The organism is Streptomyces sp. NBC_01233 (assembly GCF_035989305.1).
Taxonomy (GTDB): domain Bacteria; phylum Actinomycetota; class Actinomycetes; order Streptomycetales; family Streptomycetaceae; genus Streptomyces.
This window is the reverse complement of the sequence record NZ_CP108514.1, coordinates 7864361-7879341: the sequence shown is the minus strand read 5'-3', so window position 1 is coordinate 7879341 and position 14981 is coordinate 7864361. Positions and strand designations below refer to the sequence as shown.

Here is a 14981-nt window from a genome sequence, read left to right as displayed (position 1 = left end):
TGGCCAGGAGGTGTCTGGATGCCACGCCCTGGACAGGTCAAGCCGGAGACGGACGAGCGGTTGTCGGATCGGATCGCGATCGGACTGCTGACGCGGACGTTCCCGCCGGAGCTGGTGGACCGGGTCGTGGAGGAATCCGGGAAGGCCGGGCAGCGCAACCGGCTGCTGCCTCCACGGGTGGTCGTCTACTTCGTGCTGGCGATGTGCTTGTTCTCCGGTCAGGGCTACGAAGAGGTCGCACGGCTGCTCACTCAGGGTCTGGCCTGGGCCAAGCACTGGTCGGGTTCGTGGCAGGTGCCTACGCCCGGTGCGGTTTCCCGGGCCCGGGCCAGGCTCGGGCCCGAGCCGCTCAAGGCTCTCTTCGAGCAGTCCGCCGGGCCTGTGGCGACCGAGTCCACTCCCGGTGCGTGGTACGGGTGTTGGCGTCTGATGGCGGTCGACGGGACCACGTTCGACGTGCCGGACAGTGAGGAGAACGACGCCCGGTTCGGTCGTCCCGCCACCCACCGGGGCGAGCGGACCGCGTTCCCGCAGGTGCGGGTGGTGGCGCTGGCGGAGTGCGGCACGCACGCCATCACCCGCGCGGCTCTGGGGCCGTTCACCACCGCGGAGTCCGTGATCGCGCGGGAGCTGTTCGACGCCCTTGGACCGGATGACCTGCTGATGGCCGACCGGGGCTTCGCCGGGCTGGAGCAGTGGCGAGCGGCATCGGCCGGCGGTGCGGACCTGCTCTGGCGCATCAAGTCCAACGCCGTCCTGCCCGTGCGGCGCGAGCTCCCCGACGGGTCCTACCTCTCCGACATCGTGGCGGCCAAGGACCACCGCAAACGCACCGATCCCACCGTGGTGCGGGTCATCGAGTACACCCTGGACGACCCCGGACGCCCGCAGCACGACGCCCCGTACCGGCTGATCACCACCATCCTCGACCACGAAGCCGCACCCGCGGCGGAGTTGGCGGCCCTCTACAACGAGCGATGGGAGATCGAGACCACACTGGACGAGCTGAAGACCCACCAACGCGGCCCCGCCCAGGTCCTGCGCTCCCGATCGCCCGACGGCGTCGAACAGGAGGTCTGGGCCCACCTCCTCGTCCATCACGCGATCCGCCAGCTCATGCACACCGCCGCCCGGGACACCGACACCGATACCGACCGGCTTTCCTTCACCCGCACCCTCCGCCTCGCCCGACGCCAGGTCACCGCGCAGGCGGCCTTTTCCCCTGACCGCCTGGCCACAGCCCTCACCGACGGGATACGAGAGATAGCCCGTCACCTCCTGCCACCGCGACGACAGCGGTCGAACGCCCGCGTCGTCAAACGCAAGATGTCCAACTTCGGCGTCAAGCGCACCGCACACCGGCTCTGGCCACAGCCGACACTCGACCCAGCCCGAGCCGTGGCCATCGCCCCACACCACAAAACGGCCCCGACCAACCCACCGAAGACCCCAGGCACCCCGGACCCTTAAATCACTGGTATTGGGCCTAGTACTGCAACCGCATGTGGCGTGACGGTCGGTGAGGTTGCTCGTTGTTGTGACTGTGTGATGAATCGCTGACGGTTGAGCAGATCGAGTCGTGGTCCGAGGGTGTAGCGGGGTTGCATGCCCGGTTCGGGCATCGTTTTGGCAGGTCGGAGCCACGTGATCGGGCTCTGGACTACATGACGGGCCTGCTTGCGCCGCTAGAGAAGAAGAACGGGTGGACGCTGGCCGAGCAGGTCGGCCAGCTCCGCCCGGACGGTGTGCAACGCCTGCTCAACCACTCCGAATGGGACGAGAACGCGGTCCGCGACGATGTCCGGGACTTCGTCGTGGAGACCATCGGCGCCAAGGATGGCGTGCTCATCGGGGACGACACCGGGTTCCTGAAGAAGGGCACCAGGTCAGCAGGGGTCCAGCGGCAGTATTCCGGCACCGCTGGCCGCACCGAGAACTGCCAGATCGGCACCTTCCTCGCCTACGCATCCGCCAAAGGGCGGGCGCTGATCGACCGGGAACTCTACGTCCCGAAGTCCTGGACGGACGACCGCGACCGCCGCCGGGCAGCCGGGATCGACGACACCGTGCCGTTCGCCACGAAGATCGAGCACCTCAAGTGGATGCTGCAACGCGCCATCGACGCGGCTGTTCCCTTCGCCTGGGTGACCGCGGACGAGGCATACGGGCAGGTCAAGCACTTCCGCGCCTGGCTGGAAGAACGCCAGGCCGCGTATGTGCTGGCCACCAAGGTCAACGACACCGTGATCACCGCCGACGGCCGGGACGCCCGCGTCGACGAGCTGATCGCGGCCCTGCCGAAGCAGGCATGGAAGCGGATCTCCGCCGGAGCAGGCGCCCACGGCCAGCGGATCTACCACTGGGCCCGCGTCGCGATCCGGCCCACCTGGGAGGGCGGATCCGGGCACTGGGTGCTCGCCCGCCGCAACCTGTCCGACCCCACCGACATCGCCTACTACGTCTGCTACGGCCCCGTCACTTCCCGGCTGAAAGACCTGGTCAGGACCGCCGGAGCCAGGTGGGCGGTGGAGGAATGCTTCCAGACCGCGAAGGGTGAATGCGGGCTCGACCACTACCAGGTGCGGCTCTACCGGGCCTGGTACCGGCACATCACCCTGGCCATGGCCGTCCTGGCCTACCTCACGGCCATCCGTGCCGCAGAAGCCGCAAAAGGGGCAGCGGAGATGACGAGCAAGACCTCATACCCCTCAGCGTCCCGGAGATCCGCCGGATGATCGGGCACGTCGTCGTCACGCCCCGCTGCCACAGCAACGAGCACCGTCTGCACTGGTCACGCTTCCGGCGCCGCAGCCAGGCCCGAGCCCGCCGCTGCCATTACCAACGCCGAGGCCACGACCCACACATGCGGTTGCAGTACTAGGGGCGGGGGCTGTTCGTCAAGGCCCGTGAACGAGGCAGCGGAGCTGCTGTAGAAGAGGTTTGTCCTCCAAGACATCCTCACCACAGGAGCTCCGCTGTTGGAACAGGCTGCCATAACAAGGCCGGGCGGGGTAGCGGCCGGGGTGTTCGCGCCAGGGCATATCGGCGAGCTGACCCAGATCGTGCCGTTCGAGATGGTCGATGAGGTGCTGGCGCAGACCGGTGCGGTACAGCGCAGGGTCCGGCTGGTGCCGGCACGGGTCACGGTCTACGTCCTGCTGGCCGGAGCGCTGTTCACCGGGCTGGGCTACCGGCAGGTCTTCGACCGGCTGTGTGCCGGGCTGGCGGGCCTGGCACTGGCCCGGCCCAGCGGCAGCGCGTTACGACAGGCCCGCCAGCGGCTGGGACCAGCACCGATGAAAGCCTTGTTCGACCTGGTCAGGGGCCCTGCGGCCACGACCGCGGCGGCTGGGTGGTGGCGGGGTCTGAGGGTCGTGGCGGTCGACGGCACCCTGCTGTCGGTCCCGGACTGTCCGGCCAACCTCGCGGTGTTCACCCGGCAGCGGCTCGGCAACGGGATCTCGGGCTACCCGCAACTGCGGCTGGCCGCGCTGGTGGCATGCGGGACCCGATCGGTGATCGGGGCCGTGTTCGGCCCGGCCGCCTGAAGCTTCCCCTTGATCGTGGACACCTGGAGACTGGGATCTGAGGTTCCAGAGGAAGTAGTGCCAGGTGGGAAGCAAGTACACGAAGCGGTACTCGGACGAGTACAAGCGGGACGCGATCGAGCTCGTGCGGTCGTCGGGCCGGACGGTGACCGAGGTCGCCCGGGAACTCGGGATCAGCTCGGAGTCCCTGCGGGGCTGGGTGAAGAAGGCCCGGGCCGCCCAGGACAACGGATCGGGACCCGGCGCCGTGCGGGCCGCCGACGACCGGGACGAGGAACTGAAGCGGCTGCGGAAGCTGACCGTAGAGCAGGCGAAGACGATCGAGATCCTGAAAAAAGCGACCTCCTTCTTCGCGAAGGAGAGCGACCGGTGAGCACGATATGCCGGTTCATCCACGCGGAGAAGGCGAACTACACGATCGTGCTGCTGTGCACGGTGATGAAGACCGCCCGGTCCACGTACTACGCGTGGGTGGCCGGAGCCGAGGCCCGCGAAGCCAGGCGACGGGCGGATGAGACCCTGGCACACGAGATCACGGTGATCTACATCGCCTCCCGGCGGAACTACGGCGTCCCGCGCGTCACCGCCGAACTGCGCCGGCAGGGCCGGGTGGTCAACCGTAAGCGGGTGGCACGGGTCATGCGGGAGAACGGCATCGCCGGGAACAGCCGGCGCACCGGACGCCGCGGCCTGACCAAGGCCGACACCAAGGCCGCCCCGTCGCCGGACCTGATCGGCCGGGACTTCACCGCCATCCGTCCCGGAACGAAAATCGTCGGGGACATCACCTACATCCCCACCGCCGAGGGCTGGCTCTACCTCGCCTCGTGGCTGGACCTGGCCACGCGCGAGGTGATCGGGTACTCGATGGCCGACCACCACCGCGCCGACCTCGTCGTCGACGCGCTGGACATGGCAGCCGCGCTGGGCCGCCTGGAACCCGGCTGTGTGATCCACAGTGACCGCGGATCGGAATACACCTCCGGTCAACTCCGCACAAAAATCAGCAAGTTGGGGCACCGGCAAAGTATGGGCCGGACCGGGAGCTGCTTCGATAACGCCGCCGCGGAGAGCTTCTGGGCCGTCCTGAAAGAAGAGATCGGCACCCGCTTCTGGCCCGACCGGGCCACCGCCCGCGCCGACATCTTCGACTTCATCGAGACCTTCTACAACAGACGCCGCCTACGCAAGCACATCCACTGGGGCTACCTCACACCCCACGAAACCCGCCTGCGATACCGGCAAGACCAGGCCCTCGCAGCGTAACAACACCGTGTCCAAGATCACGGGGAAACTTCAGGTTGCCTGCGACCCCTCACTCGGACACCCCGGGGAGCAGGCCCCCGTCGAACTGAAGGCCACCATGGCCGACGTCATCGCCGATGAGCGTATGGCGCAACTCCTGCAACGCCGCCTCGACGAAGCCCGCACGTGCTTCGCCAACGGAGCCCACATCGCGGCCGTCATCATGCTCGGTTCCCTACTCGAAGGCGTTCTCCTCACGGTCATTCAGGAACGCGACGCTTCACTGCTGAGCGGACGGGACCTCAAACGCATCAACCTCGCGGAGCTGATCGACATCTGCACACAGACACGATGGATCGACGCGGACACCAAGAGCTACAGCCACACGTTGTGCGACTACCGCAACTTCGTCCACCCCCACCGAGAGTTCCGAGAGGAGCACAAGCCTGACCGCGACACCCTCAACGTCTCATGGTGGGTCGTCAACGGGGCTCTCAACGACCTCGCGGCCAGCCACCCCCACTAATTTTCTCCTGTAGGGCTGGCAGGCGGCCTACGGGTGGGCCGCTCGTCGGAAGCCGTTGGCATTTTCGCATGGAATCTACCGGCGGGTGATTCTCCAAGCTCTGTGCCCGCTGGCGAGTACCGGCGGGCACGGAGGTGGGGTGTCAGGGCCTGTAGGTCGCCGAAGGAACGCGGCCGCAGATTCTGGACCAACTCGCGCTGCCCGGGACTCTCCAGCTGGAAGATGCCCAGGGTGTCCCCGGACGCGATCATGTCGTACGTGGCCGGGTCGCCCGCTGGTACCGCGCAGGGTCGTCCAGGTCGAGGCGCTCGCCGGTGACCCGCCCGCTACGGCAAGGCGGAGACGATGGCCTGGGACCGGATGCATCGCCGGCTCACCCATCGCGGCCCCTGGCTGGAGCACGCGGAAGAAGAACTGCCCGTCCTGCACGGCACATTGATGCGACTGAAGGTGGAGTACCTGCCGGGTGACCGCGACCCGAAGCCGGTCTGGCTGTGGTGCTCCGCCACCTCGGCCACGTCGGTGGACGTGGACCGGTGGTGGCAGGCTTTCCTCCGCCGCTTCGACCTGGAGCACACCTTCCGGCTGATGAAACAGACCCTCGGCTGGACCGCACCGAAGATCCGCCACGCCGACACCGCCGACCTGTGGACCTGGCTGATCATCGCCGCCCACACCCAGCTCTGCCTCGCCCGGCCCCTCGCCGAAGACCTCAGGCGGCCCTGGGAACCACGAACCGAACCCCATTGCCTCACCCCCGCCCGGGTCAGGCGGGGGTTTCGCAACGTCCGTACGACCGCGGCCCGCCCGGCAGCCGCGCCGAAACCGTCCCGCCCCGGCCCTGGACGGCCTCCGGGCTCGAAGAACAAGCACCAGGCCAGGCACCACAACGTCGGCAAACGATCAAACGCGCCGAGTCGATCAAGGAACACCAAGCCCGCGCAGGACAAACGCCAAGCTGAGGCCGCCCGATGGGCGGCCGCGACCGCCTATGCGGCATCGGCGAGCGCGACCAGAGCGACGGCGAAGTGCCAGCGCTCCGACCCCGGCGAATGCCCGCACCAGCCACGGACCATGCCTTCCGCCGGGCCAAGCGCAGTCGCGACCCGGCAACCCGTGCAGCGTGAACGGCGAGGACGGGCCCTCGCGGGGGCGCCCCTTGCCCCACTCCGCCTGCTGAAAGGTGCCCGTGCAACCTGCACTCCGGTCGGAGTGATGTCAGAGGCACACGGTAACTTTGGGGCATGTCCAACATGACGGTGGTCGAGGGGGTGCTCGAGCGCATCACCTACGCCAACGAGGAGAGCGGATACACGGTCGCCCGGGTCGACACCGGCCGCGGCGCCGGCGACCTGCTCACGGTCGTTGGATCCCTCCTCGGCGCCCAGCCCGGCGAATCGCTGCGCATGGAAGGCCGCTGGGGCTCCCACCCGCAGTACGGCAAGCAGTTCACCGTGGAGAACTACTCCACGATCCTGCCCGCGACCATCCAGGGCATCCGCCGCTACCTCGGGTCCGGTCTGATCAAAGGCATCGGACCGAAGATCGCCGACCGGATCGTGGAGCACTTCGGCACCGCCACCCTCGACGTCATCGAGGACGAGCCGAAGCGGCTGATCGAGGTGCCCGGCCTCGGCCCCAAGCGGACGAAGCTGATCGGCGCCGCCTGGGAGGAGCAGAAGGCCATCAAGGAGGTCATGGTCTTCCTCCAGGGCGTCGGCGTCTCCACCTCCATCGCCGTCCGCATCTACAAGAAGTACGGCGATGCCTCCATCTCGGTGGTGAAGAACCAGCCCTACCGGCTCGCCGCCGACGTCTGGGGCATCGGCTTCCTCACCGCCGACCGGATCGCCCAGGCCGTCGGCATCCCGCACGACAGCCCCGAGCGGGTGAAGGCCGGCCTCCAGTACGCCCTGTCCCAGTCCACCGACCAGGGGCACTGCTTCCTGCCCGAGGAGCGGCTCATCGCCGACGGGGTCAAGCTGCTCCAGGTGGACACCGGGCTGGTCATCGACTGCCTGGCCGAGCTCGCCGCCGACCCGGAAGGCGTCGTACGGGAACCGGTGCCGGACCCGCAGGGCGGCCCGGACCCCCTCACCGCCGTGTACCTGGTGCCGTTCCACCGCGCCGAGCTGTCCCTGGTCGGCCAGGTACGCAGGCTCCTGCACGCCGAAGAGGACCGGATGCCGGCGTTCCGGGACGTGGACTGGGACAAGGCCCTGGGCTGGCTCGCCGGCCGGACCGGGGCCTCCCTCGCCCCCGGGCAGCGGGACGCGGTCAGGCTGGCCCTCACCCGCCGGGTCGCGGTCCTCACCGGCGGGCCGGGCTGCGGCAAGTCCTTCACCGTCCGCTCGATCGTGGAGCTGGCCCGCGCCAAGAAGGCCAAGGTGGTGCTCGCCGCCCCCACCGGCCGGGCGGCGAAGCGGCTGGCCGAGCTCACGGGGGCGGAGGCCTCCACCGTGCACCGGCTCCTGGAGCTCAAGCCGGGCGGGGACGCGGCGTACGACCGGGAGCGGCCGCTGGACGCGGACCTGGTCGTCGTGGACGAGGCCTCGATGCTGGACCTGCTGCTGGCCAACAAGCTGGTCAAGGCCGTGGCGCCGGGCGCGCACCTGCTGCTGGTCGGGGACGTGGACCAGCTGCCCTCGGTCGGCGCCGGAGAGGTGCTGCGGGACCTGCTCGCCGAGGGCGGTCCGGTTCCCGCGGTCCGGCTGACCACGATCTTCCGGCAGGCCCAGCAGTCGGGCGTGGTCACCAACGCCCACCGGATCAACACCGGGCTGCCGCCGATCACCGACGGGCTGCCCGACTTCTTCCTCTTCCCCGAGGAGGACACCGAGGAGGCCGGGAAGCTGGCCGTCGACGTCGCCGCCCGACGTATTCCGGCCAGATTCGGACTCGACCCGCGGCGCGACATCCAGGTCCTCGCGCCCATGCACCGGGGCCCGGCCGGCGCCGGGAACCTCAACGGTCTGCTCCAGCAGGCCATCACCCCGGCCCGGCCGAACCTGCCCGAGAAGCGGTTCGGCGGCCGGGTCTTCCGGGTGGGCGACAAGGTCACCCAGATCCGGAACAACTACGAGAAGGGCGCCAACGGCGTCTTCAACGGCACCGTCGGCGTGGTCACCGGCCTGGACCTGGACGAACAGCGCCTGACGGTGCGCACGGACGAAGACGAAGAGGTGGCCTATGAGTTCGCCGAGCTCGACGAGCTGGCCCACGCCTACGCCGTCACCATCCACCGGTCCCAGGGGAGTGAATATCCGGCCGTCGTGATCCCGGTCACGACGGGTGCTTGGATGATGCTCCAGCGGAACTTGCTCTACACGGCGGTCACCAGGGCGAAGAAACTCGTCGTCCTCGTCGGGTCCCGCAAGGCCCTCGGCCAGGCGGTGCGTACCGTTTCCGCAGGCAGGAGGTACACGGCCGTAGCCGCCCGGCTCTCGGGACGCATACCAGTGGGAGGGCCCGTGCGGTCTTAACTTGACGTTGAAGCTGAACGGAAAATCGAACCTCAGCCGGGCAGGCGGCAGCGTCCGTTCCGCGGAGCGGGACGGACGTCGGGAACGAGGAGTGCGGTCAGGCCGCAGTAGTGGGGGCGGCGAGGGTGACCTGGTGGCCGAGGGCCTGGAGCTGGCGGACGAGGTCGCGGGTCTTGCGGGCGGGGTTGAGATGTCGCTGGTGCCAGTCGGCGCCGAGTTCCTGGTAGCGGGCGTCGGGGTCGTTGATCAGGTGCCAGGTGATGACGAGTATCGAGCGGGCGACGGCGACGAGGGCTTTGGCGTGGCCGCGGCGTTTGACGATCCTGCGGTAGCGGGCGCCGAGGAAGGTGTCGGTGCGGGCGGCGGCGTTGGCGGCCTCGCCGAGGGCGCCCTTGAGCCAGGGGTTGCCTTTGCCGGCTGGGCCGGTGGTGTTCTTCGCTCCGGACTGGATCGTGCGGGGGCACAGCTTCGCCCAGGAGACCAGGTGCTCGGGGGTGGGGAAGCGGCTCATGTCCAAGCCGATCTCGGCGAGGATGATCTGGGCGGTGGCCGGTCCGATGCCGGGGACCGCGTCCAGACGCTCGGCCAGTTCCCGCGCGGTCACAGCGTCACGGGCTGACGACGTGCTGGTGTCGTCTGTGCGGGGCGGTCCGGTTCCGGTGCCGTCGTGCGGGGCCCTGGTCTGTTCCATGAGGTCGGCGATCAGCCGGTCGAGTTCCCGGACCTGCGCGGTGAGGTGGTCGATGGTGCCCAGCAACACTCCCAGCAGGCGGCCGTGATGTTCTTCGAACTGCCCGGTGAGTGCCTCGGCCAGGGCCGGCTTCTTCTTCACCAGGCTCCCCTTGGCGAGATCCGCCAGAGCTCGGGGGTTGCGTTCACCGGCGGCCAGGGCGTCGAGCATGGCCCGGCCGGAGAGGCCGAAGAGGTCCGAGACAACGTCGGACAGCTTGATCTGCGCGTCCTGCAGGGCCTTGTCCACCCGGTGCTTGTGCCGGGTGCGTTCCTGGATGAAGACCGTGCGGGTGCGGGTGAGGTCCCGTAGCTGCCGGACCGGCTTGGGCGGTACGAACGAAGCGCGGACCATGCCGCGTTCGGCGAGCTTGGCCAGCCAGACCGCGTCCAGCTTGTCGGTCTTCGGCCGGCCCGGGACGTTCTTCACATCGCGGGCGTTGACCAGCCAACATTCCAGGCCACGGGCCTCCAAGAGGTAGAAGAAGGGCCGCCAGTACGAGCCCGTCGCCTCCATCACCACCCGCTGGACACCCTGGCAGACCAGCCGGTCGCCGAGCTCGAGGATCGCGTTCGTGGTGGACGCGACCGTCCAGACCTGCTGGACGCGCCGGCCTTCAATGGTGTCGTGCGGGACGCGCAGACACACCATCCCGGACGCCTTGGCGATGTCGATCGCCGCGACCCGGGCAACACTTCCGTCGTCGTGGTCCTCCCTGGACTCCTCCATCGTCTTCCTCCCCTTGCGCAAGGTGCGGGCGGGGGCTGCCCGGGAAGCCTGAGGGGAGACAGAGAAGCTGAACGGCGTGCTCGAGACGACAGTGTGCGGCCCCTCGGACGGCTCCCTCACCAGACTCCTATGCGGGCTCACAGCCCAAACATCAAGCGGCGTCGGCGGACAGCCCCCGTACCGATTTTCACGCTCGCGAGGCGTCAACCGCAGGTGAACGGCTGACTCCTATAGATCGTGAAGCCGGTCCCAGAGGATCACCCGACCAAGGACCCTGTTCGTCATAGATGTCCCAAGATCGATTGAGAAGGGCGGGTAGGGGCACCGCAGCCTCGGCGACAGTCCTCACCTCCTTCAAGGCCTCGATCGTGAAGCTATGTCTGCGGGGAGACCTTCGGTCGGCAGTGGCTATACCGCAATCCGCTCCGGGTACCCCAGCCGCGGAGCGGATAGTTCGTCCAAGTGCGCACGAACCTCTGGAGGAAGTGAGAAGCCGAACGCGCCCAGCGACTCCTTCAGTTGTTCGACGGTACGGGCGCCGACCAGGGGCGCCACGACCAAGGGACGGTCTCGCACCCAGCTCAGCGCCAGCACCCCAGGCGAGACCCCGAGGTTCTGGGCGTACTCAGCGGTCACTTCGACGATTTGCTGGGCCCGCCTGCTGCGCACCATCGGTTCCACGTACCACCGGTACAGCGAGCTCTTCTCCTTGCCGGGAGGTACACCGTCTCGGTACTTACCAGTGAGCACACCACGACCCAGCGGTGCCCACGGCAGCAGCCCGATGCCGAACTTCTCGGCAGCGGGGACGACCTCACGCTCGATTCCGCGCTGCACGAGTGAGTATTCGACCTCGGCTGACGCGAGCAGCGGCTCGCCCGACAGCCGCCCGATGGTCGCGGCACTTGCGGTCTGCCAGCCCGAGTAGTTGCATACCCCGACAGCGCGGGCCCGTCCGCTCGTCACCGCCTTTCGCAACGCGGACACGGTTTCCTCGATCGGCGTCTTGTCGTCCCATACGTGCATCTGCCAGAGGTCTACGTAGTCGACGCCCATCCTGCTCAGCGACCGGTCCAACTCGGCCAGCAGCCCCTTCGCGGAGGCGTCCACCGTGTAGGGCGGACGTGCGCCCACCATCCCTGCCTTGGTGGCCAGGATGATGTCGCGCCGTGCGACCGTGGTGCCCAGCAACTTGCCGATGATCAGCTCGCTTTGGCCGGAACCGTAGATGTTGGCGGTGTCCAGCAGCGTGCCCCCCGCGCGGACGAACTCCAGCAGCTGGCCGGCCGCCGCCTCCTCGTTCGTGCCATGACCCCAGGTCGATGTGCCCAGACCAATCGGGGAGACCTCTATTCCCGTTTGTGCGAGAACGCGCTTGTTCACTTTTCTCCCTCTCTGGCCGCCGCAGCGAGTTCCGCCGTCAGCACCTTGCCCATCGCCGACCGGGGAATGACGTCCATCTGCTCAATCAGGCGGATCTTCTTGTACGGGGCCACCCGGCTGGCCACGTACGACTGCAGCGATTCCAGCGGCACGTCGCTGCGGAGCACCACATATGCCTTCGGCAGCTCACCGGCTACGTCGTCCGGCTCCCCGACCACGGCTGCGTCCCGCACGTTCGGATGGGTCAGCAGCACGGCTTCCAACTCCGCTGGAGCTATCTGGTGACCCTTGTACTTGATCAGCTGCTTGAGTCGCCCGGTGATGGTGAGGTGACCGCTCGGATGTCGGGTGGCCAGATCGCCGGTCCGTAGCCAGCCGTCCTTGTCGAGCAGCTTCGCAGTGGCCTGAGGATCGCCCAGGTATCCGGGCGAGACCTGCGGACCGCGCACGATGACCTCGCCCTCCGAGCCCGGAGCCGCCTCGAGCCCGGTGTGAGCATCGACGACGCGCACCTCGCATCCCGGCAGGGGCACGCCTACGGATCCGGAGGGCCCCGGATTGCCGTCGGGCGTGATGCACGCGCATCCCAGCTCGGTCATCCCGTAGCCCTGCGCGATCGTGACGCCGAACCGGGCCGCGCAGTCCTCCGCGAGAACGGGGTCCAGCGGCGCTCCGCCGGAGAAGATCAGCCGCAGGCTGGCCAACGCCGGGCCGGCGGCGTCGGCACACCGGAACAGTTCAGCGATGGTCGTCGGGACGACGTAGGCAACGGTCACCCGGTGTTGTTCGACGACCCGGATGAAATCAGCGGCGGAGAAGGGGGTGGACACGGTGACCAGCGTTCCTCCCGCTCGCAAGGTGGGGTTCATGGCCATCTGCATGCCGTAGATGTGTCGGAACGGCGTCATGCCGAGCACGACGTCCGTCTCTTGAAGCCGGTGCAGCACATTGATCTGAGCCAGGTTCACCACGAGGTTGCTGTGGGTCAGGAGCACCTGCTTCGGCAAGCCCTCCGTTCCGCTGGAGCTGATCGCCAAAGCCGGCTGGTCCCACGACCGTGCCTGCCACCGGATCGGGGGGCTGGCATCGACGAGGATGTCGCTCCAGCGCGTCACTGATGCGTCGACTCGATCGTCTTCGGCGGACTCCGCGTCGATCGTCATGACTGCGGTGAGGTGTGCCGCAGCGTGCAGCCCCCGGAGCTTCTGCCACACATCCTTGGCGAGGATCGCGCTGCGGGGCCCCGCGGTCCGCAGCGCCCGACTCCATTCATCTGGCGTGCCGAGCGGGTCGAGCGACAGAACCAGGCCGCCCGCAGCCAGGATGCCGTGGTAGGCGGCGATCATCTCGTAACTGTTGCCAGCAGCCAACGCCACGGCGTCGCCAGGCCGCAGGCCACGGCGGCTCAACCACAATGCCGTCTGATCGATCGCCCTCCTCAGAGCGGCATATGTGTACGTACGGCCGGTGGCGTCCTCCACGAGCGCGATGCGGTCCCGGTTGGCGGCCCGGTCGGCGGTGTTCCACACATAGTCAGCGACACAGTTCGCAGTCGGTACAGAAGAGTTCACGTGAGAAGCCAATTCGCTCGATGGGGAAATGACCGAGAGGCGTGGACGGAGGCGGGGCTCCGACGACTAGAATGCGCGGCTACTTGAGGATCACCCGTAGCGTGTCGAGTCGCCGCGTGACCTTTCCCGGCCGCCAGTTCGCCAGAGCGTTCGTATCTACAACAAAAAAGTCACGACGTAAAGAGTGAGCTCCCCCGCAGGGCGAGCAGCGAGGGCCACACGTATCGTCAAATCCTATACCTGACTAACCCCTAGGACGATCCTTCGGACGCGAAAAATTCGCGCCAACCGGGCCAGGGGGATGCTCAATTGAGCGCAGGCTAGAAAAGTAGACGCTCAATCGTGCAGCGGGTCATCTGAGATGGCACATCTGTGGCAATGGCGTCAATCTCGATCTTTCGATGCGGCTGCTTTGTCGCCGTATTCTGAACACGTCTATGCGTCTCGAGCCGGAGTGGTTGCTGTTGGTCGGAGGCCTTCTCGTAGGCGATCGGAGATCGCTGGCCGAGGCGGGAGTGCTGGCGCCGGGTGTTGTATCGGGTCAGCCAGCGGAAGGTGGCGAGTCGCGCTTCACCCTCGGCTGGCCAGCCTTTCGGCCTTTGAGCGTCCGCAGCGGAATTGTCTGCCCTGGACCCGACCGCGCCATGTTCTGCCGGCCCCTGTGGACCTGCAGATATCAGTGAAGGGCTTGCTCGTGCATTGCGATCCGTGAATCGGAGTGGGTCACCGCTCCGGTCAGGCTCCCGCGGGTCCGGTCGGCTGCTGTCAGGGCGCCGGTGACGATCTAGGTGCGCACGTGGTCGGTGATGGCCCACCCGGCAGCCGTCGTCAGGCGAGGTCGATGACGGTCACGAGGTAGAGCGACTTCGAGCCTCTGACCGGCAGGTATCTGATGTCGCCGACGAACTTCACGGGCACAGGGGTCGCGGTGAACTCGCGGCCGAACAGGTCCGGCCCCTTTGCCGGGTCCGTGGTGCGGTGCCGGCGCCGCAGGCGGACGCCTCCAAGTCCGATGGTCAGCATGACCCTCGGGGCACTGTAGGTGCCGTCGGAGTCCTGCTGAACCTTGTGTATCGGGGTCGCGAGCTCGGCCCCGGCGGCCAACCGGGCAGTTCGGGCGGGCGAGGTGCGGTGCCAGCGGGGAAGCTCGAGCGAGAGATGCCCAGCAACGAGCACAGTCGCGTGCTGCCGAAACCGCGCTGGTGATCGTCAACGAACTGGCAGTGTTTCAGGAGCCCTCATTTGACCACTGCCGGGGTTGGTCTCGTTGTCGTCCTGCTCGGTCACGCGGTGCAAGGCTTCGAGTGTGCGGGGTGGGCGTGTCCTGTGGAGGATGGGGATTCTGGCGAGTTCAGGCCCAGCGAAAGCCAGAGGCTTGGCCCTCCCGGCGTGGTAGCTCGGCACGTTGCCTGTGCGGCTCATCAGTCCGGCCCCGAGTGTCAAGGTGACAGTGGGGCGACTGCGGAGCACGGCGACCAGGACAGGGTCTTTACGGTCAACGGCTTTTCCAAGATTTTCGGAGGGAGGGTGAGCTGGCGGAGGCGATGGCCTGCCCTGGAAGAACCAGCCAACGGCGTAACTCCCGATCAAGGAGGTAGCACCTGATGAGCGACGTGACTGTCTCGGTCGGGTAGTCGCTGAGAACCTAGGCGACCATACGGACCGCTCGTTTACGCAGATCAGCAGGACACGGGGGGCGTTCCAGACTCGGCCCTTTCATGGAATCAAGTCCCTGCAGACCCGCAACGATCCACCCCTTCTTCTCTA

11 protein-coding genes and 3 pseudogenes are annotated in these 14981 nt (G+C 67.7%); 8 read left to right on the top strand and 6 right to left on the bottom strand.

The window, feature by feature from the left end:
- Nucleotides 1-18: 18 nt before the first annotated feature.
- The 6 genes and pseudogenes from OG332_RS36855 to OG332_RS36830 all read left to right on the top strand — a co-directional run.
- Nucleotides 19-1224: pseudogene (locus OG332_RS36855) on the top strand (IS4 family transposase); the annotation flags it as partial.
- Between the two features lie 347 nt (nt 1225-1571).
- Nucleotides 1572-2735 carry an IS701 family transposase gene (locus OG332_RS36850; protein ID WP_327419487.1) on the top strand — a complete coding sequence of 388 codons (1164 nt, stop codon included), beginning with the start codon at nt 1572-1574 and terminating at the stop codon, nt 2733-2735.
- A 243-nt stretch (nt 2736-2978) separates the two neighbouring features.
- Nucleotides 2979-3548 (top strand): transposase domain-containing protein, encoded by a 570-nt coding sequence (locus OG332_RS36845; RefSeq protein ID WP_327417497.1) that lies wholly within the window; start codon nt 2979-2981, stop codon nt 3546-3548.
- Between the two features lie 64 nt (nt 3549-3612).
- Entirely contained in the window at nt 3613-3921 is a 309-nt protein-coding gene (locus OG332_RS36840) for a transposase (protein ID WP_327417496.1), read from the top strand.
- On the top strand, nt 3918-4814 hold the full coding sequence (locus OG332_RS36835; RefSeq protein WP_327411458.1) for an IS3 family transposase: 897 nt from the start codon (nt 3918-3920) through the stop codon (nt 4812-4814). The genes OG332_RS36840 and OG332_RS36835 overlap by 4 nt, the downstream gene beginning before the upstream one ends.
- Before the next feature lie 7 nt (nt 4815-4821).
- Entirely contained in the window at nt 4822-5319 is a 498-nt protein-coding gene (locus OG332_RS36830) for a hypothetical protein (protein ID WP_327417495.1), read from the top strand.
- Here OG332_RS36830 and OG332_RS36825 read toward each other — a convergent pair.
- Nucleotides 5316-5570 carry a hypothetical protein gene (locus OG332_RS36825; RefSeq protein ID WP_327417494.1) on the bottom strand — a complete coding sequence of 85 codons (255 nt, stop codon included), beginning with the start codon at nt 5568-5570 and terminating at the stop codon, nt 5316-5318. The two genes, OG332_RS36830 and OG332_RS36825, sit on opposite strands and share 4 nt — an antisense overlap.
- Nucleotides 5571-5646: 76 nt before the next feature.
- Between OG332_RS36825 and OG332_RS36820 the strand changes: the two are divergent.
- Together OG332_RS36820 and recD2 are read left to right on the top strand one after the other, a co-directional pair.
- Nucleotides 5647-6234, top strand: a pseudogene (locus tag OG332_RS36820) (NF041680 family putative transposase); the annotation flags it as partial.
- A gap of 329 nt (nt 6235-6563) precedes the next feature.
- Nucleotides 6564-8801, top strand: a complete 2238-nt coding sequence (recD2, locus tag OG332_RS36815) for an SF1B family DNA helicase RecD2 (protein WP_327417493.1) — start codon at nt 6564-6566, stop codon at nt 8799-8801.
- A 97-nt stretch (nt 8802-8898) separates the two neighbouring features.
- Here the strand turns inward: recD2 and OG332_RS36810 are convergent, their stop codons facing one another.
- From OG332_RS36810 to OG332_RS47965, 5 genes and pseudogenes are all read right to left on the bottom strand, one after another.
- Nucleotides 8899-10260, bottom strand: a complete 1362-nt coding sequence (locus OG332_RS36810) for an IS110 family transposase (protein WP_327411792.1) — start codon at nt 10258-10260, stop codon at nt 8899-8901.
- Nucleotides 10261-10668: 408 nt separating this feature from the next.
- A complete protein-coding gene (locus OG332_RS36805) occupies nt 10669-11643 on the bottom strand; it encodes an aldo/keto reductase (RefSeq protein WP_327417492.1) in 975 nt (324 codons plus the stop codon).
- The gene (locus OG332_RS36800) at nt 11640-13172 is read right to left on the bottom strand and encodes an AMP-binding protein (RefSeq protein WP_327417491.1); all 1533 of its coding nucleotides are present in this window, start codon (nt 13170-13172) and stop codon (nt 11640-11642) included. The genes OG332_RS36805 and OG332_RS36800 overlap by 4 nt, the downstream gene beginning before the upstream one ends.
- Nucleotides 13173-14042: 870 nt before the next feature.
- Complete coding sequence (locus OG332_RS36795; protein ID WP_327417490.1) at nt 14043-14237, bottom strand: hypothetical protein; 195 nt, start codon at nt 14235-14237, stop codon at nt 14043-14045.
- A 186-nt stretch (nt 14238-14423) separates the two neighbouring features.
- Nucleotides 14424-14696: pseudogene (locus tag OG332_RS47965) on the bottom strand (hypothetical protein); the annotation flags it as partial.
- Nucleotides 14697-14981 lie beyond the last annotated feature (285 nt).